Annotated in this window: 26 protein-coding genes and 1 tRNA gene; 17 read left to right on the forward strand and 10 right to left on the reverse strand. The window is 41.8% G+C overall.

What is annotated here, in order from left to right; all coding sequences use genetic code 11:
• Positions 1-88: 88 nt before the first annotated feature.
• A complete protein-coding gene (locus GO816_RS17535) occupies positions 89-547 on the forward strand; it encodes a hypothetical protein (protein WP_157543261.1) in 459 nt (152 codons plus the stop codon).
• Positions 548-564: 17 nt separating this feature from the next.
• Here the strand turns inward: GO816_RS17535 and GO816_RS17540 are convergent, their stop codons facing one another.
• From GO816_RS17540 to GO816_RS18735, 3 genes are all read right to left on the reverse strand, one after another.
• Positions 565-966 (reverse strand): energy transducer TonB, encoded by a 402-nt coding sequence (locus GO816_RS17540; protein ID WP_157543262.1) that lies wholly within the window; start codon positions 964-966, stop codon positions 565-567.
• A 101-nt stretch (positions 967-1,067) separates the two neighbouring features.
• Positions 1,068-1,580, reverse strand: coding sequence for a response regulator transcription factor (locus GO816_RS17545; RefSeq protein ID WP_198171562.1), 513 nt, complete (start codon positions 1,578-1,580; stop codon positions 1,068-1,070).
• Positions 1,562-1,828, reverse strand: coding sequence for a hypothetical protein (locus GO816_RS18735; protein ID WP_198171563.1), 267 nt, complete (start codon positions 1,826-1,828; stop codon positions 1,562-1,564). The genes GO816_RS17545 and GO816_RS18735 overlap by 19 nt, the downstream gene beginning before the upstream one ends.
• 101 nt (positions 1,829-1,929) lie before the next feature.
• Here GO816_RS18735 and GO816_RS17550 point away from each other — a divergent pair, with 101 nt between their 5' ends.
• Positions 1,930-2,154 carry a hypothetical protein gene (locus tag GO816_RS17550; protein WP_157543263.1) on the forward strand — a complete coding sequence of 75 codons (225 nt, stop codon included), beginning with the start codon at positions 1,930-1,932 and terminating at the stop codon, positions 2,152-2,154.
• Between the two features lie 103 nt (positions 2,155-2,257).
• On the opposite strand, the gene GO816_RS17555 is transcribed toward GO816_RS17550, so the two are convergent.
• A complete protein-coding gene (locus GO816_RS17555) occupies positions 2,258-2,797 on the reverse strand; it encodes a DUF4142 domain-containing protein (protein WP_157543264.1) in 540 nt (179 codons plus the stop codon).
• Positions 2,798-2,935: 138 nt separating this feature from the next.
• On the opposite strand from GO816_RS17555, the gene GO816_RS17560 reads away from it, so the two are divergent.
• Positions 2,936-3,328: a group III truncated hemoglobin gene (locus GO816_RS17560; RefSeq protein ID WP_157543265.1), complete on the forward strand. Its 393-nt coding sequence runs from the start codon at positions 2,936-2,938 to the stop codon at positions 3,326-3,328.
• Here GO816_RS17560 and GO816_RS17565 read toward each other — a convergent pair.
• Both GO816_RS17565 and GO816_RS17570 read right to left on the reverse strand, forming a co-directional pair.
• A complete protein-coding gene (locus GO816_RS17565; RefSeq protein ID WP_157543266.1) occupies positions 3,321-4,199 on the reverse strand; it encodes a DUF808 domain-containing protein in 879 nt (292 codons plus the stop codon). The genes GO816_RS17560 and GO816_RS17565 overlap by 8 nt on opposite strands.
• 87 nt (positions 4,200-4,286) lie before the next feature.
• On the reverse strand, positions 4,287-4,799 hold the full coding sequence (locus GO816_RS17570) for a hypothetical protein (protein WP_157543267.1): 513 nt from the start codon (positions 4,797-4,799) through the stop codon (positions 4,287-4,289).
• Between the two features lie 166 nt (positions 4,800-4,965).
• Here GO816_RS17570 and GO816_RS17575 point away from each other — a divergent pair, with 166 nt between their 5' ends.
• From GO816_RS17575 to GO816_RS17600, 6 genes are all read left to right on the forward strand, one after another.
• Positions 4,966-6,300 (forward strand): rhodanese-like domain-containing protein, encoded by a 1,335-nt coding sequence (locus GO816_RS17575; RefSeq protein WP_157543268.1) that lies wholly within the window; start codon positions 4,966-4,968, stop codon positions 6,298-6,300.
• Positions 6,300-6,977 carry a tRNA (5-methylaminomethyl-2-thiouridine)(34)-methyltransferase MnmD gene (gene mnmD / locus GO816_RS17580; RefSeq protein WP_157543269.1) on the forward strand — a complete coding sequence of 226 codons (678 nt, stop codon included), beginning with the start codon at positions 6,300-6,302 and terminating at the stop codon, positions 6,975-6,977. The genes GO816_RS17575 and mnmD overlap by 1 nt, the downstream gene beginning before the upstream one ends.
• A gap of 75 nt (positions 6,978-7,052) precedes the next feature.
• Entirely contained in the window at positions 7,053-7,856 is an 804-nt protein-coding gene (gene mazG, locus GO816_RS17585) for a nucleoside triphosphate pyrophosphohydrolase (RefSeq protein WP_157543270.1), read from the forward strand.
• A gap of 69 nt (positions 7,857-7,925) precedes the next feature.
• Complete coding sequence (locus tag GO816_RS17590; protein ID WP_157543271.1) at positions 7,926-8,363, forward strand: hypothetical protein; 438 nt, start codon at positions 7,926-7,928, stop codon at positions 8,361-8,363.
• Between the two features lie 41 nt (positions 8,364-8,404).
• A complete protein-coding gene (locus GO816_RS17595; protein WP_157543272.1) occupies positions 8,405-8,959 on the forward strand; it encodes an RNA polymerase sigma factor in 555 nt (184 codons plus the stop codon).
• Positions 8,952-10,436 (forward strand): outer membrane beta-barrel protein, encoded by a 1,485-nt coding sequence (locus tag GO816_RS17600; protein ID WP_157543273.1) that lies wholly within the window; start codon positions 8,952-8,954, stop codon positions 10,434-10,436. The genes GO816_RS17595 and GO816_RS17600 overlap by 8 nt, the downstream gene beginning before the upstream one ends.
• 5 nt (positions 10,437-10,441) lie before the next feature.
• Here GO816_RS17600 and GO816_RS17605 read toward each other — a convergent pair whose 3' ends face one another.
• The gene (locus tag GO816_RS17605; protein WP_157543274.1) at positions 10,442-11,662 is read right to left on the reverse strand and encodes an ABC transporter permease; all 1,221 of its coding nucleotides are present in this window, start codon (positions 11,660-11,662) and stop codon (positions 10,442-10,444) included.
• A gap of 89 nt (positions 11,663-11,751) precedes the next feature.
• Between GO816_RS17605 and GO816_RS17610 the strand changes: the two genes are divergently transcribed.
• The 8 genes from GO816_RS17610 to GO816_RS17645 all read left to right on the forward strand — a co-directional run bounded on the left by GO816_RS17610 (position 11,752) and on the right by GO816_RS17645 (position 17,941).
• Positions 11,752-13,008, forward strand: coding sequence for an exo-beta-N-acetylmuramidase NamZ family protein (locus GO816_RS17610; protein ID WP_157543275.1), 1,257 nt, complete (start codon positions 11,752-11,754; stop codon positions 13,006-13,008).
• A gap of 80 nt (positions 13,009-13,088) precedes the next feature.
• Entirely contained in the window at positions 13,089-14,006 is a 918-nt protein-coding gene (fmt, locus tag GO816_RS17615) for a methionyl-tRNA formyltransferase (RefSeq protein ID WP_198171564.1), read from the forward strand.
• Positions 14,007-14,177: 171 nt separating this feature from the next.
• Positions 14,178-14,987: a PASTA domain-containing protein gene (locus GO816_RS17620; RefSeq protein ID WP_157543276.1), complete on the forward strand. Its 810-nt coding sequence runs from the start codon at positions 14,178-14,180 to the stop codon at positions 14,985-14,987.
• The gene (locus tag GO816_RS17625) at positions 14,950-15,282 is read left to right on the forward strand and encodes a rhodanese-like domain-containing protein (protein WP_157543277.1); all 333 of its coding nucleotides are present in this window, start codon (positions 14,950-14,952) and stop codon (positions 15,280-15,282) included. The genes GO816_RS17620 and GO816_RS17625 overlap by 38 nt, the downstream gene beginning before the upstream one ends.
• 20 nt (positions 15,283-15,302) lie before the next feature.
• Positions 15,303-16,358 (forward strand): endolytic transglycosylase MltG, encoded by a 1,056-nt coding sequence (gene mltG / locus GO816_RS17630; RefSeq protein ID WP_157543278.1) that lies wholly within the window; start codon positions 15,303-15,305, stop codon positions 16,356-16,358.
• Complete coding sequence (locus GO816_RS17635; RefSeq protein ID WP_157543279.1) at positions 16,358-16,765, forward strand: acyl-CoA thioesterase; 408 nt, start codon at positions 16,358-16,360, stop codon at positions 16,763-16,765. The genes mltG and GO816_RS17635 overlap by 1 nt, the downstream gene beginning before the upstream one ends.
• 9 nt (positions 16,766-16,774) lie before the next feature.
• On the forward strand, positions 16,775-17,752 hold the full coding sequence (locus GO816_RS17640; protein ID WP_157543280.1) for a YihY/virulence factor BrkB family protein: 978 nt from the start codon (positions 16,775-16,777) through the stop codon (positions 17,750-17,752).
• A 104-nt stretch (positions 17,753-17,856) separates the two neighbouring features.
• A tRNA-Ser gene (locus GO816_RS17645) sits at positions 17,857-17,941 on the forward strand.
• 850 nt (positions 17,942-18,791) lie between these two features.
• Here GO816_RS17645 and GO816_RS17650 read toward each other — a convergent pair.
• From GO816_RS17650 to GO816_RS17660, 3 genes are all read right to left on the reverse strand, one after another.
• The gene (locus tag GO816_RS17650) at positions 18,792-19,181 is read right to left on the reverse strand and encodes an SPW repeat domain-containing protein (RefSeq protein ID WP_157543281.1); all 390 of its coding nucleotides are present in this window, start codon (positions 19,179-19,181) and stop codon (positions 18,792-18,794) included.
• Positions 19,182-19,240: 59 nt separating this feature from the next.
• The gene (locus GO816_RS17655) at positions 19,241-20,122 is read right to left on the reverse strand and encodes a manganese catalase family protein (protein ID WP_157543282.1); all 882 of its coding nucleotides are present in this window, start codon (positions 20,120-20,122) and stop codon (positions 19,241-19,243) included.
• Between the two features lie 174 nt (positions 20,123-20,296).
• Entirely contained in the window at positions 20,297-20,719 is a 423-nt protein-coding gene (locus tag GO816_RS17660) for a DUF1810 domain-containing protein (protein WP_157543283.1), read from the reverse strand.
• Positions 20,720-20,728: the final 9 nt, after the last annotated feature.

Here is a 20,728-nt window from a genome sequence, read left to right on the forward strand (position 1 = left end):
CTCATGAGGGCGGGATTTTTCGTTTAATTAATAATAGAAATAAAGGAATTTACAAGCATTATTAGTTGACAAATAAGTGTCATAAACAATGGAGACATTAAATAGTGGAAGTATATTTACTTGGTTAATCCATCTGTATAACAACATTTTCAATGAAAACATAACACAACAAATTCATCAAGCTATTAATACTAACGTTGCTTGGCGGGTGAGTGAATTATATTTATTTATAGAATTGGCTGCGCAGAAAAACATTATCGTATCTTTTGAAGAGGACGTTGAAAACTGGGCGGGGATTTGCTTAAGTAATACACTTATAGGTTATGTTTGGTGCAAGAGCCCTCTCCTATTCATAACATCACAGGTGGCCAAGTTATTTGAAAGTATACTAGACAAATGTTCTTATATCACTTATATTGAGGTAAGCTCTATCGTCTCAAACGAATTACTAATTGACTACAATCCTGAGTTAATTGACAGGCTTGGACCTAATCTTTACAATAAACCCGTGTCGGTAAATGATATTTGGTTTGATTCAATCACTTGAGTATAAATTCCTGTATTTTACAACAAACTAAACTCAATAGGCACCATCTGATAAACCCTAACCGCCTTACCATTTTGCTGTCCGGGTGTCCATTTGGGAGAAGATGATACAATTCTCACGGCTTCGGCATTCAGCTCGGGCGATGCACCACGTTCGGCTTTCACATTTTTTACGGAGCCGTCTTTTTCAATAATCATGCTTACGTATACCTTACCCTGTATCTTTTTGTCCTTAGCCTTTTTTGGGTAGCGCAGGTTTTTGGCAATATACTTTTCAAACGCCCCGTTACCGCCCATAAAAACAGGCATTTTTTGAGCTACACTGTAAACCTGATTGCTTTCAGCCGTTTGTTTTGAGGTTTGAGCACTGGCAATAGTGGCGCAGCAAAGCGCAATTGAAAGCGTAATAATAAATTTCATAATTGATTAGTGGTTATGTATGTTGCAAAATACAAAGTAAACTTATAATTAGTTAACTGCGCTTACTCGTTTATTGTCAACTTAAACTGGCTATCAAACGGTTAAATTATTCTACTGCTTACAGCGTAGCTCAATGCTTCGGTCATATTTTTTACGTTGAGCTCCTCAAAAATATGGCGGCGATGATATTTTACGGTATCGGGTGCTACAAAAATCTTTTCGGCAATTTGGTTTATGGTTAGTCCTTGAGCATGCAGGCGTAAAATTTCAATTTCGCGAGGGCTAAGCCTGGGTTTTGTGTTTTTGCACCATACGCCTGTTTCCACATCAAGCTGCCAGATAGTATCATCGCCTTGTTTATAAATAAATGCGTTACCTGCTGTTTTGCGGTGCGCAATTGATACAATGCATATAGCTTTCCATATCTTTTGGTCGGGCGTTAAAAACAACGGTGTAAGCTTATGATTAATCAGCACCCGGCTCCCATCTTTGTTAAGTAAATGAAAATCGTAGGTAATGCTATACTGTTGTCTTTGTTCAGGAGCAAGTTTATCGTAAAAATTGAAACCGGCAGTGTTAATGAGCGTAAGAAGCTTTAAATCATCATCGGGCACGTTGTAAAGTAAAAGTTGTACCCCATTTCTAAAACCTCATTAGCTGTGTAACCGCACAAAAACAAAGGATTTTCAGACACATACTCAAACGACATGTCTTCGTAATTAATCACATATATACTTTCGTACGTAAGCCTTGCAAATGCCTTAACAGCATCAAGGTAGTTTTGCAACTGTGTGCTATCAGGCTGCGGAGCATTGTTCAGCTTGCTACGTGTTAGGAGTGATGAATGGTTATTGTTTTTCATTCTGTAATGCCTAAATTACACCATAGTGTAGTTTAATAAAAATAGCAGCTACACATTTTTGTTTAAATCCTCACCCTTAGCATGAAAAGAATCTTTCTGAAATGAGTTTAGCTCAACTGAGCAAACGACAATCAACGTTAAAAGGCGTAATCATGGGCCTGTTTGGCATATGGGTATTAATGATGCTTACCTTCATTTACCTTAAAATGAAACCGGGCTTTGCCATACAGTTTGCCCTACCATTTATTTGCGCGTGGCCTGCAATTTCAGCTTACAACGCCATAAAAGAAGAGCTAAAAATGCGTAATGAGAAAATCGATATCTAAGAGGACTGCTGTCATACCTTTTCCATCAAAGCAGCAAAAATACTTTAAAAGCAAAACGCCCCAATTTTCTCGGGGCGTTTGTAAAAATATCTGGTAAATAATGTTAACCTAGCTGGTTCAGCAGCATTTTGCCTCTTTCGGTATGTTCAGTTATAGTAGCCAACGCAAGGCTGGTTACGTGTTTAACATGCAAATCTGAACTTGCCGCATTCAAAGCCGAAACAGCAGCGTGAAGTTTTTGATGGGTTTCAACCTGGCCCTGCATAAATGCCTTGTCAAACGCAGCACCGCTTAAGCTTTGCAATTTGGTAAGCATTGCTTTCACTTCGGGGGTTGGTGCAGGCACGGTGGTTTTCATGTCTTTCAGTATTTTACCCATTGTTTCCTGCTCGGCAGCCTCAAATTTGGCAAACATTTTAACCTGTGCGTTTGATGCCTTGGTTAAAGCCAGTTGGCTGGTTTGTAAAGATGCTGTACCAAGCATTGCAATTTTTGATTGCAATGCCGCAGCTCCGGTCTGCGCAAACACAGCAGATGATTGTAATAAGCTACCGGCAAAGGTTGCTCCGGCACCAATCATCATGGCACTTTTAAATGATTGCGCTAAGAAGCTGCGACGTGAGTTTTCAGTTGTGTTATTCATGGTGTTTGTTTTTGTAGTTAAACTTTTAAACTATTAATACAACAACTTGTTTGAGTAATAGATAATTAAGCAGAAAAAATTGATTAATGTTTTGAGTTTGATGACGCAGTTGAGCCGTTTAAGCTATAGCTTTGTAATATGGGTAGTAAGCGGGAGATTTTAAACTTGCAAGACATTAAAGTTCTTGTTGACGGGTTTTATAACCGCGTACGCAATGATGAGTTGCTTGGGCCGGTGTTTAATGCGCGGGTAGAAAACCGCTGGCCGGAGCATCTTGAAAAGATGTATAAGTTTTGGCAAACGCTGTTGCTGGATGAACATACGTACAATGGCAGACCGTTTCCGCCACATGCCACATTGCCGGTTGAACACCAGCACTTTGAACGATGGAAAGCTATATTCAATGCAACTATTGATGAACACTTTACCGGCAACAAAGCCGACGAAGCGAAACAACGTGCGCAAAACATTGCCAAAATGTTTGAAATAAAGGTTGCCCACTTTCAGGGCAATAGCGGTGCTATTATGTAAGTTGCCTGCCTTTAATCAACGAAAACAACTTCTTGCCACCGGCAAAAATAGGAATGGCAATTAACCCGAAGACTATTCCGGCAGCAAACTCTGATACTAAAGCTGGTATACCTGTTAAAAGGTGATGCAGGTATTCAATATTATGCACAAAAATACCTCCCGCTACTAAAATAAGAGCAATGGTACCTACCACACCCAATATTTTAATAATTACAGGTAATGCCTTTACTAAAAATTGCCCTAATGCCGCAAAGAAACCTTTATCGTCTGAACGTTTAATGAGGTTAAAGCCAGCATCATCCATACGCACAATTAAGGCTACTATGCCATAAACTCCAACAGTAGCTAATATAGCCACTGCTGACACGGTAAGAATTTGCGTTAACAAAGGCTCATTAGCCACACTGCCCAACGCTATAATCACAATTTCTATTGAAAGAATGAAATCGGTAGCCACAGCAGATTTTATTTTGGTTTTCTCGGCATCGTTACCCTCTTCCTGCACTTCCTTAACCACCTCATGCCCCATCTTTTCGCGGTGAAACAAAAATTCTATAATTTTTTCAACCCCTTCATAAGCCAGGTATAAGCCACCCATTAATAAAATCACCTTTATAGCCGGAGGATAAAATGCGCTTAAGAGCAACGCTATTGGTACAATTATAAGCTTGTTTATAAAGGAGCCTTTGGTAATGGCCCATAACACCGGCAGTTCTCTTGATGAGAGAAACCCGGTGGCTTTTTCGGCATTAACGGCCAGGTCATCACCTAAAATGCCGGCGGTTTTACGCGCCGCAAGTTTGGTTGTCACCGCTACATCGTCCATTAAGGCGGCTATATCATCTAAAACTGCAAAAAAACCTGATGCCATATACTACTCAACTAAGGGGCGCAATATTAGTTTAACTTTTGCTCAATTTTATAAAATGGAAAATTTTGAACGCAGCTAGGCTTGTATTTAGTTTACGGCGGTTAAACCAAAAAACTTATACTGCCCGGCATCCTTCACAAATTGAAAAGCGTAACGCTGGCTTTCAAATCCTTTTACTTTATCGGGCTGGCGGGTAACAAACCACACATCATGTACAAGCAAAGCATCAGTAGTAACATTAAGGTTTAGCGGTTTGTAGTTCTTAATTTGCTCGGTTACAATTAAGTGCCTCGATGTTTTTACCGCCTGCCATAGTTGCGTTTTAGGTAAGGTAGTAAACATGCTTTGAATGAATGCATCGGCTGTTACCAAATCACCTGTACCAGCCTGTATAGCGCATGGCTGGCAATACACCTGCTTTAATGACAACTTTTTGAGCACCTTAGCATTTTTGCTACTTAAACCCCTTACATATTGTTTCCAAACAGCCTCTACGGCCAGTGAGTCAGTTTTTGCAGTTTGTACCATTTTCATCTGCTGGCCGCACGAGGTAAATAAAACCGAAGCAATACAGGCAGCAGCAATAATATATTTCATCATCTTTATTGATACTTATTGTAGCTGTTTAGCTACTGTTGTAACAACACATAAACGCCTTTGGCTCTTTTGTGTTTGTATAAATGCCGCAAAGCGTAATGCATGATGGCAGTTGGCTGACAAGCACGCGTTTGCCTGCTTTGGGCAAAACCTTATCTTTGCCGCACTCATGCTAATACACCAGTTTTACGATACCGACCTTGCCCATGCATCATACGCAGTATTGCGCGCGGGAAAACTTTTTGTTATTGACCCTGCCCGCAACCCGCAACCTTATTATGATTTTGCAACATTGCATGAAGCCGAAATAACAGGCATAATTGAGACTCACCCCCATGCCGACTTTGTAAGTTCTCACGTGGAGATACATGAGCAAACCGGTGCCACCATATATGTAAGCCGTTTACTTGGGGCTGCTTATCCGCATCAAACCTTTGATGAAGGTGATGAAATTGAACTGGCTGATATCAAATTAAAAGCGCTTAATACTCCCGGCCATTCACCCGATTCTATTTGTGTATTAGTAGAAGATGAAAACGGCCAAACCACCACTCTTTTTAGTGGCGATACTCTTTTTGTTGGCGATGTGGGCCGCCCCGATTTACGTGAGGAAGCCGGTAACATTACCGCAAAAAAAGAGGACCTGGCGCGCCAGATGTATCAAAGCACCCGCCAAAAACTAATGACCTTACCCGAAAGTGTGGCCGTTTACCCTGCCCATGGCCCCGGCTCATTATGCGGTAAAAACCTTAGTCCAGACCTTCACAGCACCATTGGGCGCGAACTGCGCGAAAACTATGCTTTGCAGTTAATGGACGAATTAAAGTTTGTCAAAGAGTTAACATCTGATCAGCCTTTTGCACCAACCTATTTTGGATATGATGTTGAGCTTAATAAAACAGGCGCTCCTGCTTACCAGCAATCAATACAAGCTATTGAACGTTTAGCTGCCAATGCTATTTTGGACGAAAACATTTTGGTTGTTGATACCCGACCAAAGACTGAGTTCAATAATGGGCACTTGCGTAATGCCATCAACATACAACTGCAAGGCAAATTCGAAACTTGGCTTGGAGCTATTGTTGAACCTAAAGAAGCGTTCTATTTAATAGCTGCTGACAAAGATAAATTGGAATTAGCCATTAGCAGAGCCGCCAAAATTGGATACGAGTTGCAGATTAAGGGAGCTTTGATAAATCCTGAACAAGCGGTTAATCATTCGGCCGAACTTGACCTAAATGATCTTAAGGCTAACTCTGAAAACTATACCATTGTTGAAACACGCAACTGGAATGAAATAAACGCCGGACTAATATTTGAAGGGGCTTTAACCATACCGTTGCCCGAATTGCGTAAACGCATAACCGAAATACCAACAAACAAACCTATTGTAGTGCATTGCGCAGCAGGTTACCGGTCGGCGGCGGCACGCAGTATCATTGCAGCACAAATAAGCAACGTACCGGTATATGATTTAGGCGAAGCAATAACGGAATTTAAATAATGAACCTATCCATCGTTACAACGGCCGACGGCTCACGGAGTATTTATAACGCCGAGGTAGGTGAAAATTATCATTCCAAGCATGGGGCTTTACAGGAAAGCAAGCATGTGTTCTTAAACGCAGGGTTAAAGCATTTCCTTAATAACAAGCCATCTAACGAGGTATCTATACTGGAAGTAGGTTTTGGTACCGGGCTTAATTTTTTGCTCACTGCTGATTATTGTACAACCCAAAAGCTAAATCTTCACTACACCGGCATTGAGGCGTTTCCTCTTAGCTATGATTTAATTACTCAAACCGGTTATAATGAATATGTAGAGCCTTTAATATGGTCTGCATTTCAAGATAATTACCCACGGGCCTTACAACAGCGAGTTGCAATTAATGACTTTGTTGAGGTAGAGGTTGCCCATACTGAGCTGCTCCACTTTGAAGCCAATAAGCTGTTTGATGTAATTTATTTCGACGCTTTTGCAGCTATCCATCAACCACACATGTGGAACGAAACTGCTATAGGTCATACCGTTAAGTTCCTGGCTCCCGGAGGCGTATTTGTGACTTATGCCATTACCGGTAACCTTAAACGCATGCTTAAATCATTAGGGCTTATGGTTGAAAAAGCACCCGGTGCTCCGGGCAAACGAGAAATGCTGCGCGCTACCAAACCGCTGTTATAATTTCGATTTTTAGGCCTGTAAACCATAGTTTTTAGCTTAAGCAGGCATTGTTTACTTTTGTTAAAAAAATAAACTATGGCTTTAACTCCTCCGGCTGCGGCCCAGGCTCCTGATACGGCATTTACACGTTTACTTAAAATAATGGACGACCTGCGTGAAAATTGCCCGTGGGATAAGAAGCAAACGCTCGAAAGCTTGCGCCATCTTACCATTGAGGAAACGTACGAACTATCGGATGCTATTTTAAGTAACGACTTAAACGAGATCAGGAAGGAATTGGGCGACGTGATGTTACACCTGGTCTTTTATGCCCGCATAGCGTCTGAATCCAATGCCTTTACCATTACCGATGTGTTGAATGGTATTTGCGATAAACTGATTACCCGCCACCCGCACATTTACAGTGATACCGAGGTTAATGATGAAGCCGACGTTAAACGCAATTGGGAAAAAATCAAGTTGAAGGAAGGCAACAAATCGGTCTTAGGTGGCGTACCTGCCTCATTGCCTGCACTGGTTAAGGCATCGCGCATTCAGGAAAAAGCGCGCGGCATCGGCTTCGATTGGGAAAACAAAAGCCAGGTTTGGGAAAAGGTTGAAGAAGAGATGCAGGAATTCAGAGATGAATTTAATGCCGAAGATGACACCATGATTGACAAGGATAGGGCCGAAAGTGAATTTGGCGACCTCATGTTTTCCCTCATCAACTACGCACGCTTCATTAACATTAACCCTGAGGATGCTCTTGAAAAAACTAACCGCAAATTCATCAAACGCTTCCAGCACCTTGAAAAAAAAGCACAGGAGAACGGCAAGCAATTACAAGATATGACCTTAGCCGAAATGGATGTTTACTGGAACGAGGCCAAAAAAATGTAATTTATTTCAATGCTGCTGTTACGTTTTTAACCCTACGCACGTAAGGGTATACGTAATTGTTTTATTGATATGAGGAAGCATTTAGTTTATGTTTTATTAAGTGCAACGATGGGTTTGAGTAGTTGTTTAAAGGGCCCCGAGCCAGATAGTACACCTGTTATACAACCACAGGGAAACTTTGCTGGACAGTTTACCAAAATTCATCGTAACGTGTTAAACAATAAACGCGACACTGTAAAGCTAAACATACAGTTGAAATTAACCGGCAATAAGTATGAGGCAATCAATACAGATGAAAGGCACGCCGCAAGCAACGGTGCATTTGAGTATAACCGTCAGTTTATAGTGTGGTATGATAACACCATAACTACAGCGGCAAACCTTAACCTGCCCCCATACCACTTGCACGGCCAGTTTGCCTATCAGTTTGATGGCACGAATTTCAGTTTCTCTGCGTCAGACTATGCTGATACTGTAAAATATGTATATGCACTAAAAAAGCAGTAAAGCTTATTGATAAAGTAAAAAACACCTACGGTATTTTTTGAATGCACGATAACCCCAGCAGCGCCGAACAGGAACTTATCCAGCGCTGTAAATCAGGCTCACTAAAACACCAGGAACAGCTGTATAAGCAGTTCTATGGCTATGCTATGGGTGTAGGCCTGCGTTATTGCGCTAGTCGTGACGATAGTTTGGAGGTGGTAAATGATGCCTTTATAAAGGTTTTTGGAACTATTGAAACCTTTAATGCCGAGCGCTCATTTAAGGCATGGCTGCGCCGGATTATAATTAACACGGCGATTGACCGCCGCCGTAAGGATCTTAAATATCAATTACACACCGATATGGAAAACGCACACCATATTGGCCATAACCATACAGCCGTATCACAGCTTAACGCAAAAGATATTTTAAAATTAATGGACGATTTGCCAGCTATACAGCGCACCATATTTAACATGTATGAGATTGATGGATACAACCATGATGAGATTGCAGATATGCTCAGCATACCCTCAAGTTCATCTAGAGTTTATTTAAGCCGGGCTAAAGAAAAATTAAGAAAGGCATTAACCACGGAGGCACATACTCATGAGTGAACAGTTGGATAATGAGTTAAGAAAGCGCATAAGCGAGGTGTTTGAAAATTACGAAGACACCGCTCCTTCAAATGAGGGATGGGCAATGCTGCGCCAAAAGTTTCCGGAGAATAAACCAAAACGCATAATACCTTTATGGTGGATGGCTACTGCTGCCATGTTATTAATTTTGAGCATGTTTGCCATTTGGCTATATCAGCAGCCCGGCAAAACAACTGAAAATGCAGGGCAGTCTGTGGTTAAAACCACAATTAACCCCCAAAAACCTGTTGCACCAAATCATGATTCTCAGGAAGCGGTATCAGCTGAAATGGCAGCGTCAAATAATTTAGCAGCCACCAACGACAAACAAAAGCAGCCATCAATAAATGAGCCTTCAGTTACAAACCATAGCATTGTAGGTAATAACGCGTTTTCTGCTGATGCTGTGAATACCAATGTTGTTACCAATACTCAAGCTTTGCCTGTAGAAAATAACATTGCCGGCAGTGTTATTAGCCAATCAAAATTGGCGGCAAATTCAGGCAGTGTTTTGATGCAAAATAAAGGTGGAGCAAGCTATGGTGCTGATAGTACTCAAATCAACAGCCCGGCAATGATTGCTCAGCAAAAGCCTGTAGCAACAGATCAACACAAAAGTATTATTGCAGTTAAAAAGGATTCGGCAGCTGTTGAGGCGGGCCAGTCGCGCATGGCTGCATTCTTAGCTAACGAACAAAAAAAGGAAGACGCACTTATTAAAGGCAAAGAACCAAGCGAAAAGGCAAACGTTGATAAGAAAGTAATGTATGGCGTTTACGCAGCCACTTATTTTAATTATGCCGAGGGCAGTAAAAGCCAGGTAAACGCAGGAGCTGGTTTCAGTACCGATATACGCCTTAGCAAAAACTTTAAACTCTCGACAGGGGTTGCTATTGGCCGCAATACGCTGAGCTACGAAAATCAGCCTGTGTCGGCAAGTTTGCAATCAGACGCCGCCTATGCGAGCGACTTTGCCAAAGTTGAAGTTATTCCTATATCCAATCTTAACCAGTTAGGATTTACGCCACTAAGGGTTGCAGCAAGTCCAACAATTTCGGCTTATAACATAAGCCTTACCGGCCTTGACGTACCCGTAAATATCAAGTATGAGTTTAACCCGCAAAGGTCAGATGCTTATATATCTGCCGGTTTAAGCTCGGGCACTTTCATAAGCGAAAACTTCAGATATAAGTTTGATAGCAACATTAGGGATGGTATTGCCACTTCAAATACATCATCCATACCCGATGCTACCTCAAGCAGAAGCTTTACCGGCTTTAATTTTGCACGTACGCTTAATTTATCAATGGGAATGGGTTACCAGCTAAGCAGGCACAACCGCCTGGTTATTGAACCGTTCTTTAAGTATCCGCTGGGTGGCTTAGGCTCGCAGCAAATACGATTTGGTTCTGGCGGGGTTAATCTTCAGTTTAAATTTCAGGGATCAAAAAAATAAGCAGCTTATTTAAAACGTATAGCCTTAACCGGTTGAATGCGGCTAACCAGCATTGACGGTAACAGCAGCACTAAAAGGCAAACGAACAATGTGCCGATGTTTAACCAAACCACATCGGCCAGTTTTAGCTCAATAGGTACAAAGTTCATGTAATAGGATGCCTGATCGAGCTTAAAAAAATGCGTTTGCTGTTGAAACCAGCTTATACCGCAACCAAATAAGTTACCAAGTAATAAGCCCACTCCTACAAGGTAGGCTGCATTGTATAAAAACACTGCTTGTATGCTCCAGTTGGTAGCTCCCAGAGCTTTGAACATGCCTATCATTGCGGTGCGTTCCAATATCATAATAAGCAGGGCCGAAATCATGTTAATAGTAGCTACAATAACCATTAATATCAACATCACCTGCGTATTAACATCCAGAAGGCTAAGCCACTCAAAAATGGCCGGATAAGTTTCGTCAATGGTGTATGAACGCAGGTAGGTAGGCAAAACATCATTAAGCTCAGCATTAGCCAGTGCAAGATCATCAAAGTTCTTTACCTGCACCTCAAAGCCTCCGGCCTCGCGTGGTGTCCATCCGTTTAACCGTTGTATAACCGCCATATTGCCAATTACAAACGTTTTATCAACGTCTTCCACTCCTACGCTGTAAATGCCAACAATATCAAGCTTTCGCTTGCGCATAGGCTCCTGTATAAAATACATCAGCAAATCATCTCCTACCTTAAGCTTAAGGCGTGATGCAATACGGCTTGACAGCATTACCTGGTTTTGCGCTGCTGCCGAATCTTTAAAGTTGATGATTTTGCCACTCACCATAGCATTTTTAAAAGTGCTCCAGTCGTAGCTCTTATCAACTCCTTTGAGTACAACGCCTTCAATTTCGCCGTTAGCTTTTATAATAGCCGGTTTCGTGGCATATGGCACAATACCCTTTACAAGTGAACTGGCTTTAACTTTACGCACAAAGGCCGTGTCAATCATAAACGGCGAATTTTCATAGGAAAAGTTATTATCAAACTTCGTTACCTGAATATCGCCCGCAAAACCGCGCACCTTTTCCTGAATTTCGCGTTTAAACCCTTTAACAATGGCTATCGACAGAATCATTACGCCCAAACCCAACATAATACCAACTATGGCAATACGCACAATGAGTTTTGAAAAGGTGCGCTTGCTGTGAAACGTAAGCCGCGAAGCAATAAAGGATGAAAAATTCAAGGCAAACAGTTTTTTTGTACTTTCGCAAATATGCAGATTTAGTGCCGTAATTGGCAGCTGCATTACATCATACCTCATACATTTTTCACATGATAAAACATATTTGCTTTAGTATTGGCTGTTTGCTGCTTAACATGGCAACATCATGTGGCACGGCCAAGGCGCCGGTACTTGTAACGCAAAAAACCAAAAGCGTCCAAACCAAACAACAAAGGTTGCCTCAGGCTGCTCAAAACGAAATAATTACCGGCGCCGACCAAACTGCCGCATACATTGGCTACCTTAAAAACCGTAAGGTTGGTATGGTGGTTAACCCAACTTCTATCATCGGCAACAACAAAACCACCTTGGTTGACAGCCTCTTGAAACGAGGCATCAGCATAAAAAAAATATTTGGACCCGAGCATGGTTTTCGTGGCGATGCAAGCGATGGCGCAAAAGTTAACAATGCGGTGGATGCAAAAACAGGCATTCCGGTTATTTCTCTGTACGGCAGCAAAACCAAACCAACACCCGCCGACTTGAAAGGCATTGATTTGATGATATTTGACATTCAGGATGTTGGTGCAAGGTTTTACACCTACATATCAACCCTTCATTACATAATGGAGGCCTGTGCCCAAAACAACATTGAGCTCATGGTATTGGACAGGCCCAACCCAAACGGATTTTATGTTGATGGCCCGGTGCTTGATACTGCATTCCGCTCGTTTGTGGGTATGCACCCCATACCTGTGGTACACGGCATGACCATTGCCGAGTACGCCCAAATGATTAATGGCGAAGGATGGCTTAAAGGGAAAGCTAAGTGTAAGCTCAAGCTAATAAAGGTAGCTAATTACAACCATTCCATGCCTTATGCGCTTCCTGTAAACCCATCGCCTAATTTAAATTCGGCACAATCAATTTTATTATATCCTGGCATTTGCTTTTTTGAAGGAACTACGCTAAGCCTAGGCCGCGGAACGGCATATCCGTTTCAGGTTGTTGGTCACCCGGCACTAAAGGGCAAGTACAGCTTTTCGTTCACACCTAAAAGTATACCCGGCGTAAGCGACAATCCGCCTCAAAAAAACGTGGAATGCTACGGAACTGACTACCGCAACTACAATACAGATACTATACGTAAAGAGAAACGCCTTAATTTGAACTGGCTCATTTCATTCTATCAAAACTTTCCGGATAAAGCGAAGTTTTTTAACGCTTACTTCACCAAGCTGGCGGGCACCGATAAGCTGCAAAAGCAAATAGAGGCCGGGCAAACAGAAAAGCAAATACGTGATAGCTGGGAACCTAAATTGAGCCGATTTAAGGAAACAAGAAAAAAATATCTGCTGTATAATTAACTTTGTTTACGGTTTATGAATACGCCTGATATTCATCAACTGTACATTAACCCAAACTGTCACCTGTGAACTAAACATCTATGAGAATAATATTTATGGGCACGCCCGACTTTGCAGTTGCATCGTTGCAGGCATTACTTGAAGCCGGAAGCAATATTGTGGCTGTAGTTACTGCACCTGATAAACCTGCCGGCCGCGGACAAAAGCTTTCGGAATCGGCAGTTAAACAATTTGCGGTAGCGCAGGGCCTTAAAGTCTTACAACCCGAAAAGCTACGCGATACTGACTTTTTGAATGAATTAAGAGCATTAAAAGCCGATTTGCAGGTTGTTGTAGCTTTTAGAATGTTACCCGAGGTGGTTTGGAACATGCCGCCAAAAGGCACCATCAACCTTCATGCTTCGTTACTGCCGCAATACCGTGGTGCGGCACCTATTAACTGGGCCATTATAAACGGCGAAAAAGAAAGTGGTGCTACTACATTTTTTATTAAGCAGGAAATTGACACCGGCGCAGTACTGTTTGTAGAAAAAATAAGCATAGATGAGGATGTTACTGCCGGAGAGTATCATGACCGCCTGATGATTAAGGGTGCAGGCTTGTTGGTTAAAACCGTAAAAGCAATTGAAAGCGGGCGCTATACCGAACAACCGCAGGAGCAACTCACTGAAGGACTTGAGCTTAAGCATGCCCCTAAAATTTTCAAGGAAGATTGCCGTATAAACTGGAACAAACCGGCTGAAATTGTTTACAACCACATCAGAGGCCTTAGCCCTTACCCTGCTGCGTTTACCGAGCTGAATGGCAAAACCTTTAAGATATATAAAGCTCAAAAAAACACCGAAACCACTTCAGAAACACCGGGCACATTCAAAACCGACAACAAGACTTTCCTGAAGTTTGCCTGCAATAACGGTTACATCAATGTAACGGAGGTACAGTTAGAAGGTAAGAAACGCATGGGAATTGAAGAGTTTTTGCGTGGCGTAAAATTATAGTTATCACCTCAAAAATGCGCTACAATACTGATGAAACAAGACAATTTGGGCACGGGATCTTTTTTCCTACCTTTGCCAATTGCCACTCAACTTGGCTTTGAGGTATAAAGTGCCGATATATTAAGTTATGTTTGATAGAGCAGTTACAAGCAAAAACAATCACAGCCTCAGATGAAGCAATTCTGGACTTACTTAAAAACAAAAGATTTTCGATTTCATATTTTAGGTGCTATTGGTACAGTGGTGGCCGTCGTGTTTATTGCTTACCTGAGTTTGGGCTTTTACACACGCCACGGTGAGGGCATACCGGTACCCCAGCTTAAAGGACTTACTGTTGACCGTGCAACGCAGTTATTAGAAGAGCAGGGTTTTGAATATAAAATTGATTCAGTCTACGTTCAGGATCAGCCGCCGGGTACCATCATTGAACAAGACCCTGATGCCGGCACCAAGGTTAAAGAAAACCGTACCATATACCTAACCATGGTAACCACACAGGCACCACCCGTTAATTTGCCCGATTTAGAGCAGAGCACTTACCGCGAAGCTGTGGCTATATTATCAAACAACGGTTTAAAAATTGGAGATACCACTTACCGCTCAGATATTGCCCGCGACCGCATACTTGAAGTACGTTTTGGCGGACAGGTGATAAAAACCGGGCAAAAGCTACCTAAAGGTTCAATTGTTGATTTGGTATTAGGAGATGGTGCGGGAGCTAATGAGGTTGATATACCTGATTTATTAAACCAGGACCTTGATGCAGCACGTTTTGCTATCAGGGGTGCAGGATTGAGCATTGGCAATATAACCTACGAAGGAACTATTACCGATTCAACCAATCTGATTGTAGTGAGCCAGTTTCCGGCTAAAACCGATTCTACTTCCAAAACAAGTATTGGTACACGTGTAAACTTAACTGTTACTCAAGGTAAATCAACTAATGAGCCAGAACCTCAACAACAACAGCAAGAACCCTGATATTAAGGCAAGTGAGCTATTGGAGAGGCTGGAACTTGGTGAAGCTTTGAAAGTGCTTGATGTAAGGGAACCAATTGAATACCACACTTATAACATTGGCGGTGCCAATATATCTGTTGGTACGCTAATGGACAGGTTGGATGAGCTGGAATGGAATGAGGATGACGAAATAATTCTTGTTTGCAAGGCCGGCGTTAGGAGCCGTACTGCGCAATCAATTCTGCAGCAAAACGGTTATACTAACACCCGAAATTTAACCGGCGGACTTACCGCTGTACAACGCTTAAAAAGTTAACATCTATATCGAAACAATATATGGATACTCAAAAACCGTCATCGGGCGGTACATTTAAAAAATTCATTGTGGCTTTGGTAGCCATTGTAGTGCTTGCACTTGGTATAACCGGCTTAGTTTATTACTTACGGTGGTTTGGCCCCAACGTTACCGATAAGCAGGAATACCTTTACATACGTACGGGAGCCGGTTTTAACGAAGTTTATGAAACTATACGCGAGCAAGGCATCGTTAAAGACACCACTACCTTTTTGTGGGCTGCACATAACATGCATTATGTAGACCGTGTTAAACCCGGACGCTACAAACTAACAGAAGGCACTAGCAACCGCAAGCTGATTAATATGCTGGCTTCGGGCACACAGGAGCCGGTTAAACTTAAGTTTAAAGGGTGGCGCTTAAAGCAGCAATTTGCAGGGCATATTGCTAAGCAAATTGAGGCCGATTCAGTTGCCCTGCTTGGCTTACTTGATTCAACCAGGTTTGTTGAAAAATATGGCTTCAGTACCGAAAATGTGTACACCATGTTTATGCCCAATACTTACGAAATGTATTGGAATACGTCGGCCGGTCAGTTTTTCGAAAAGATGCGCAAGGAGTATGAAAAGTTTTGGACGGCAGCCAGAAAGCAACAGGCAGCGGCTCTTAACCTTACCCCTATCCAGGTGTCTATATTAGCCTCTATTGTTGATGCTGAAGCTTTGCATGATGATGAAATGCCCATGATTGCTGGCCTCTACCTTAACCGCCTTAAACGCGGTATAAAATTAGAAGCCGATCCTACCGTTATTTACGCCACGGGCGATTTTACCATAAAGCGTGTATTGCGCAGGTACCTGTCTACCCCATCACCTTATAACACTTACAAGGTTACCGGTTTACCTCCCGGCCCTATCATGATGCCATCGGTTAATGCTGTTAAAGCAGTGCTTAGCCCTAAGGAGCACAATTATATTTATATGTGCGCTAAAGAAGATTTTAAAGGCTACCACAACTTTGCCAGTACGGTAGCTGAGCATTTAGCTAACGCCCGCCGTTTTCAAAAAGCGCTTGATGAAAGGGGAATAAAGCGTTAATGTTCACCTATACTACCAAAGTGAGGGTTCGTTACGGCGAAACCGACCAAATGGGCTATATGTACTATGGCAATTACGCCGAGTTTTTTGAGGTGGGCCGCGTAGAAATGCTCCGCAGTTTAGGGCTTACCTACAAGTGGATGGAAGAAACCGGTATTATGATGCCTGTGCTCGAAATGAAGTGCCGTTACTTGAAGCCTGCGCTTTATGACGAAGAAATAAGCATTAAGGTTACTATGGATAAAATGCCCGGTGTAAAAATCCATTTCAGGTACGAGTTATTTAATGAGAAGCAGGAACTTATTCATATTGGCGAAACGCTGCTGGCTTTTATTAACATGAAAACCAACCGTCCCAGCCTGCCGCAACAGGAATTTTTAGACAAACTCAAACCTTTTTTTGAGTAGATTTGATTAATGGACTGGCTGCACAGGTTACTACTCAAAACAAGCATTTACCGGGCTTTTTTAGAGTGGACAAAAGGGGTTATTTTGCCCGGCTTTCGTCCGCTGCCGCTATATACTGTTGCAGTTTTCTTTATTGGCGAATTACAAAAAAGCTCGCTGGTTAATAAAGCGTCTTCTTTGGCTTACAGCTTTATGCTGGCATTCTTCCCTGCAACCATCTTTTTATTTACGCTTATTCCCTTTGTGCCTATTAATCACTTCCAGGAGACCTTATTTGCCCTTATTGAGGTTATTTTACCCAGCAACGCATTTGAGGCCTTTAAAAGCACGCTAACCGACATTATAAAAAACCAAAACGGCAAATTGCTTTCTGTTGGCTTTGTGTCGGCTTTGTACTTTGCATCAAACGGCGTTTATAAGCTAATGCAGTCATTCAATAAATCATCTTTAATACATGAAACCCGTAGCATTTTAAGGCGTAGGCTTGTATCAGTTTACCTAACCATACTCATCAGTTTCTCGCTGGTATTTGCTATAGCTGTACTTATAGCCGGTCAAGCCTTAATTGGCTTCCTTAAATCACACTTTTTCAAGAGCTGGCATCTATGGCGGTGGTTGCTTTCATTAAGTAGCTGGTTTATTGTAGTGATGGTATTTTTTACAGTAGTATCTATCCTGTATAAATATGGCCCCGCCCATAAACGCCGGTGGAGGTTTTTTAGTCCGGGCTCAATATTAGCTACTGGGCTAGCCGTATTAACCTCAATTGGCTTTTCTTACTATATTAACAACTTTTCATCCTACAACAAAGTCTACGGTTCTATAGGAACACTTATCGTAATGATGATATGGTTGTACATAAATTCGCTAATAATTTTAATTGGTTTTGAATTAAATGCCTCTGTTGACCTCTCTAAACGGAGCATTAAGATAGTAAAACCCCGTCAAAACACATTTCGGGGGCCGCGAAACAGGCATTTACAATAAATTATTGAATTGATAATAAATGGGTTACAAACAAAACGCTCGAAAACATGAAAATATTGCATTTTCAATTTGTCAATTCGGTCCGGATTTGTACTTTTGTCCCCGGAGAGTTGGCAGAGTGGTCGATTGCGGCAGTCTTGAAAACTGTTGACTGTAACAGGTCCTGGGGTTCGAATCCCTAACTCTCCGCAAAACTTTAAAGCCCTGTAAATGCTGAATTTACAGGGCTTTTTTAATGAGTATAATCTTTAAACCGACATTTGATTATTACTCATAAACCCCCGCGGTTTGAGTTTTGTATAAACATCCTGTTCTCAAAGCAGTTCGAAAACTCCATTTATCTTCTTTATAAATCAGCACAATTTATTAGGCATGTAAGGCTCCCCTATAACAAGGTCAACTTAATGTATCAACCGCATAATTGCGTTTGTATTTTGCTAAAGGACTTATACTTGATGCAAGCTTAAAAGTTGATGCAACTGACAGAGATGTATACGCTTAGGCATAAGTGTTGAATAACACAGTTGCATAAAATTTCTATAGCGGTTAAAAGTAATGTTGGTTAAGCTTTAACATTTGAAGTGAATTGCTTGACGTAGCAAATCGGCAAAATTTAGCCATTAAATATGACCATATTTAAAACTTAAGGAGTAAAATTGAATGTAATTGTATGATTCATATGTTGATTGCTGATGACCATCAGTTAGTGCATGGGGCAATAATTACTATACCATCGGCTCCGCTTTGCTGTATTTAGTTGAGAACTAATCTACGTTGCTGACCGCTTTGGTTACTAGTATTTGGCAGAAATACGACGACACTTTAGTTACCGTGATGCCATACACCTTTTGAATTTGCAAACCTCTTTCCACTTGCTGTTTGAGTGGAATATTGCTCGTTATGGCTGTTAATATATGCCATGAATTTTAGACTTGCGCCATGAGCCGGATAGAGATGTAGTTGTACTGCATGCCATTAACAATATGCCAATGCGGGTAAGAAAACTGATTTTTATTATTCACGACTTATCAATAATGCTTCACAACCCTCGTGCATCAAGTAGTTCAAACTGATCAACAAAGGGGCTGCGCCTGGTAAATAAGGCAGCACCAAAAGAAAGCAATCCTAAGAGTAAGTGTGGTAGGTAAACGTCTACATAAAACTTGTACAAGAACGGCGATACAATAAGTATAAAGCCAACAACCATATCTAAAAACAAATGTAGTTGCAGCGGGAATACTTTGATTATACCCCCCTGATGATTGGTAAAAACGGTCATGAGCAGCTGCATTGATCCAAGCAGTAAAGGCAAAAATAGTGCAGCGCCTCCAATGCGGTAAAAACCAAATACCCATGGTGATGCGGTTATCAATATGCCGCCCACATAATCGAGCACTGCATGAAAGTTTATAGGAACAAAAGTTTTCATAGGAAAAATAACAAGGGCGCCGGTAAGCAGAACCGGCGCCCAACCAATAAAACATAAACCTACGGAAGAATGGTATCCTTAATGTTTTCAAGCATACCTTTATCGTTGCCGTCAACCATTTGCTGGCTTTGGGCATAACCTTTTACATCGGGCGGTCCTAAAACCGGCTCTTGGCCGTACGGGCGAGCGTGCACAAAGCTAAACTCGCCTTTGCCATCAATTGATGGTCCGCTTGTCCAGCGTGCATCTGGCGGTGCTGGTTTTTCGATATTGGTTGATACAAACTGGTATTCAAACTGCCTGATCTGATCGCTCATGGGAAATGTATTAGGAATAGGCAAATTTTCTTTCACGCCTCCTAAATCTTCAATTACAGCAAGCCACTGGTTTTGATGCATGGTATCACGGGCTATCAAAAATGCAAGCATATCTTTCATACCAGCATCATCGGTTAACTCCCAAAGGCGGGTAGCTAAAACCCGGCCGGTTGATTCGGCCATTACGTTAGCGTACATATCGGCTGCAATGTTTCCGCTGCCAACTACCCATGAGCCATTAAACGGCACGCCGTTACTATCAACAGCCATAGCAGCCAGGCCTGATGACAGTACATGCCTTGGATCCATTCCGCCTAAAATACTTCCAACTATGGGGTTTTCGCCTACAACTTTATCTTTCAATTCATTGGTAGCGCCCTCAAGATTAAGCGCAACGGCGGTGCTCAACATTTCAATGTGCGAAATTTCCTCAGTGCCGGTATCCAATAGCATATCACGGTACTTGTTAGGGCCTCTGGCTCCCCAGGCTTGAAACAGGTATTGCAAACAAACTCTGATTTCTCCTTCAATGCCGCCAATAGCCTGTTGAAGTAGTTTGGCAAATGCCGGATTTGGTTTTTCTACGCGTACTTCGTACTGTAGCTTACGGTCGTGGTAAAACATACTTTTTGCGTTAATTATAAAACATTAGTGTTTTTATTTCTGACGATCAGCAAGTATGGTGGTGGCCTGAAAGACGCATCAGGTGCTATGAAGCAAAAGCAAATATGTTATAAGAACCCGTGAATTAAAAATAAGTTTTAACTAATAATTAATATCTCGCCATCGTAAATTAAATCAGGCTTGTATTGCTGATAGCTTTTCAATTGTTAACTCATCTTTTGCACCTGAATAAAATTTATTCAGAACGTTCTGGAATACCTGATCACCATTAGGAACCAACGCAAATAAAGTCATTGATGAGCGTAGTTTCATATCATCAGGGCTGCCCATTACATTATTAGCGTCATTTGAAGGTAGGGCGAGTAGAGCCTTACTTATTTCAATTAAACGTATCCCAAGCACAGGGTGCTTTAAATAGTCTTTTGCTTCTTCCAGGTTTTTAAGGCCATAATAGTTTGCTAGTTCACTACTGCCCAACCCTTTTAGTTGCGGGAAAATATACCACATCCAATGGCTTCGCTTTCGTCCCTGCTTAATTTCTGACAAAGCGGTTTCATAGTCTTGTTCCTGTACTTTTATAAACCGTTCAAGTTCCATATTCTAATT

It is taken from the genome of Mucilaginibacter aquatilis (genome assembly GCF_009755275.1).
GTDB classification, from domain to species: Bacteria; Bacteroidota; Bacteroidia; order Sphingobacteriales; family Sphingobacteriaceae; genus Mucilaginibacter; species Mucilaginibacter aquatilis.

Coding starts and splice junctions, on each gene's coding strand:
- GO816_RS17660 (WP_157543283.1), bottom strand. CDS start 20,719: ATGGAACTTGAACGGTTTATAAAAGTACAGGAACAAGACTATGAAACC.
- GO816_RS17655 (WP_157543282.1), bottom strand. CDS start 20,122: ATGTTTTACCACGACCGTAAGCTACAGTACGAAGTACGCGTAGAAAAA.
- GO816_RS17575 (WP_157543268.1), top strand. CDS start 4,966: ATGCTAATACACCAGTTTTACGATACCGACCTTGCCCATGCATCATAC.
- GO816_RS17540 (WP_157543262.1), bottom strand. CDS start 966: ATGAAATTTATTATTACGCTTTCAATTGCGCTTTGCTGCGCCACTATT.
- GO816_RS17640 (WP_157543280.1), top strand. CDS start 16,775: ATGGACTGGCTGCACAGGTTACTACTCAAAACAAGCATTTACCGGGCT.
- GO816_RS17625 (WP_157543277.1), top strand. CDS start 14,950: ATGAGCCAGAACCTCAACAACAACAGCAAGAACCCTGATATTAAGGCA.
- GO816_RS17590 (WP_157543271.1), top strand. CDS start 7,926: ATGAGGAAGCATTTAGTTTATGTTTTATTAAGTGCAACGATGGGTTTG.
- GO816_RS17635 (WP_157543279.1), top strand. CDS start 16,358: ATGTTCACCTATACTACCAAAGTGAGGGTTCGTTACGGCGAAACCGAC.
- GO816_RS18735 (WP_198171563.1), bottom strand. CDS start 1,828: ATGAAAAACAATAACCATTCATCACTCCTAACACGTAGCAAGCTGAAC.
- mazG (WP_157543270.1), top strand. CDS start 7,053: ATGGCTTTAACTCCTCCGGCTGCGGCCCAGGCTCCTGATACGGCATTT.
- GO816_RS17600 (WP_157543273.1), top strand. CDS start 8,952: ATGAGTGAACAGTTGGATAATGAGTTAAGAAAGCGCATAAGCGAGGTG.
- fmt (WP_198171564.1), top strand. CDS start 13,089: ATGAGAATAATATTTATGGGCACGCCCGACTTTGCAGTTGCATCGTTG.
- mltG (WP_157543278.1), top strand. CDS start 15,303: ATGGATACTCAAAAACCGTCATCGGGCGGTACATTTAAAAAATTCATT.
- GO816_RS17565 (WP_157543266.1), bottom strand. CDS start 4,199: ATGGCATCAGGTTTTTTTGCAGTTTTAGATGATATAGCCGCCTTAATG.
- GO816_RS17620 (WP_157543276.1), top strand. CDS start 14,178: ATGAAGCAATTCTGGACTTACTTAAAAACAAAAGATTTTCGATTTCAT.
- mnmD (WP_157543269.1), top strand. CDS start 6,300: ATGAACCTATCCATCGTTACAACGGCCGACGGCTCACGGAGTATTTAT.
- GO816_RS17560 (WP_157543265.1), top strand. CDS start 2,936: ATGGGTAGTAAGCGGGAGATTTTAAACTTGCAAGACATTAAAGTTCTT.
- GO816_RS17650 (WP_157543281.1), bottom strand. CDS start 19,181: ATGAAAACTTTTGTTCCTATAAACTTTCATGCAGTGCTCGATTATGTG.
- GO816_RS17555 (WP_157543264.1), bottom strand. CDS start 2,797: ATGAATAACACAACTGAAAACTCACGTCGCAGCTTCTTAGCGCAATCA.
- GO816_RS17535 (WP_157543261.1), top strand. CDS start 89: ATGGAGACATTAAATAGTGGAAGTATATTTACTTGGTTAATCCATCTG.
- GO816_RS17570 (WP_157543267.1), bottom strand. CDS start 4,799: ATGATGAAATATATTATTGCTGCTGCCTGTATTGCTTCGGTTTTATTT.
- GO816_RS17610 (WP_157543275.1), top strand. CDS start 11,752: ATGATAAAACATATTTGCTTTAGTATTGGCTGTTTGCTGCTTAACATG.
- GO816_RS17595 (WP_157543272.1), top strand. CDS start 8,405: ATGCACGATAACCCCAGCAGCGCCGAACAGGAACTTATCCAGCGCTGT.
- GO816_RS17550 (WP_157543263.1), top strand. CDS start 1,930: ATGAGTTTAGCTCAACTGAGCAAACGACAATCAACGTTAAAAGGCGTA.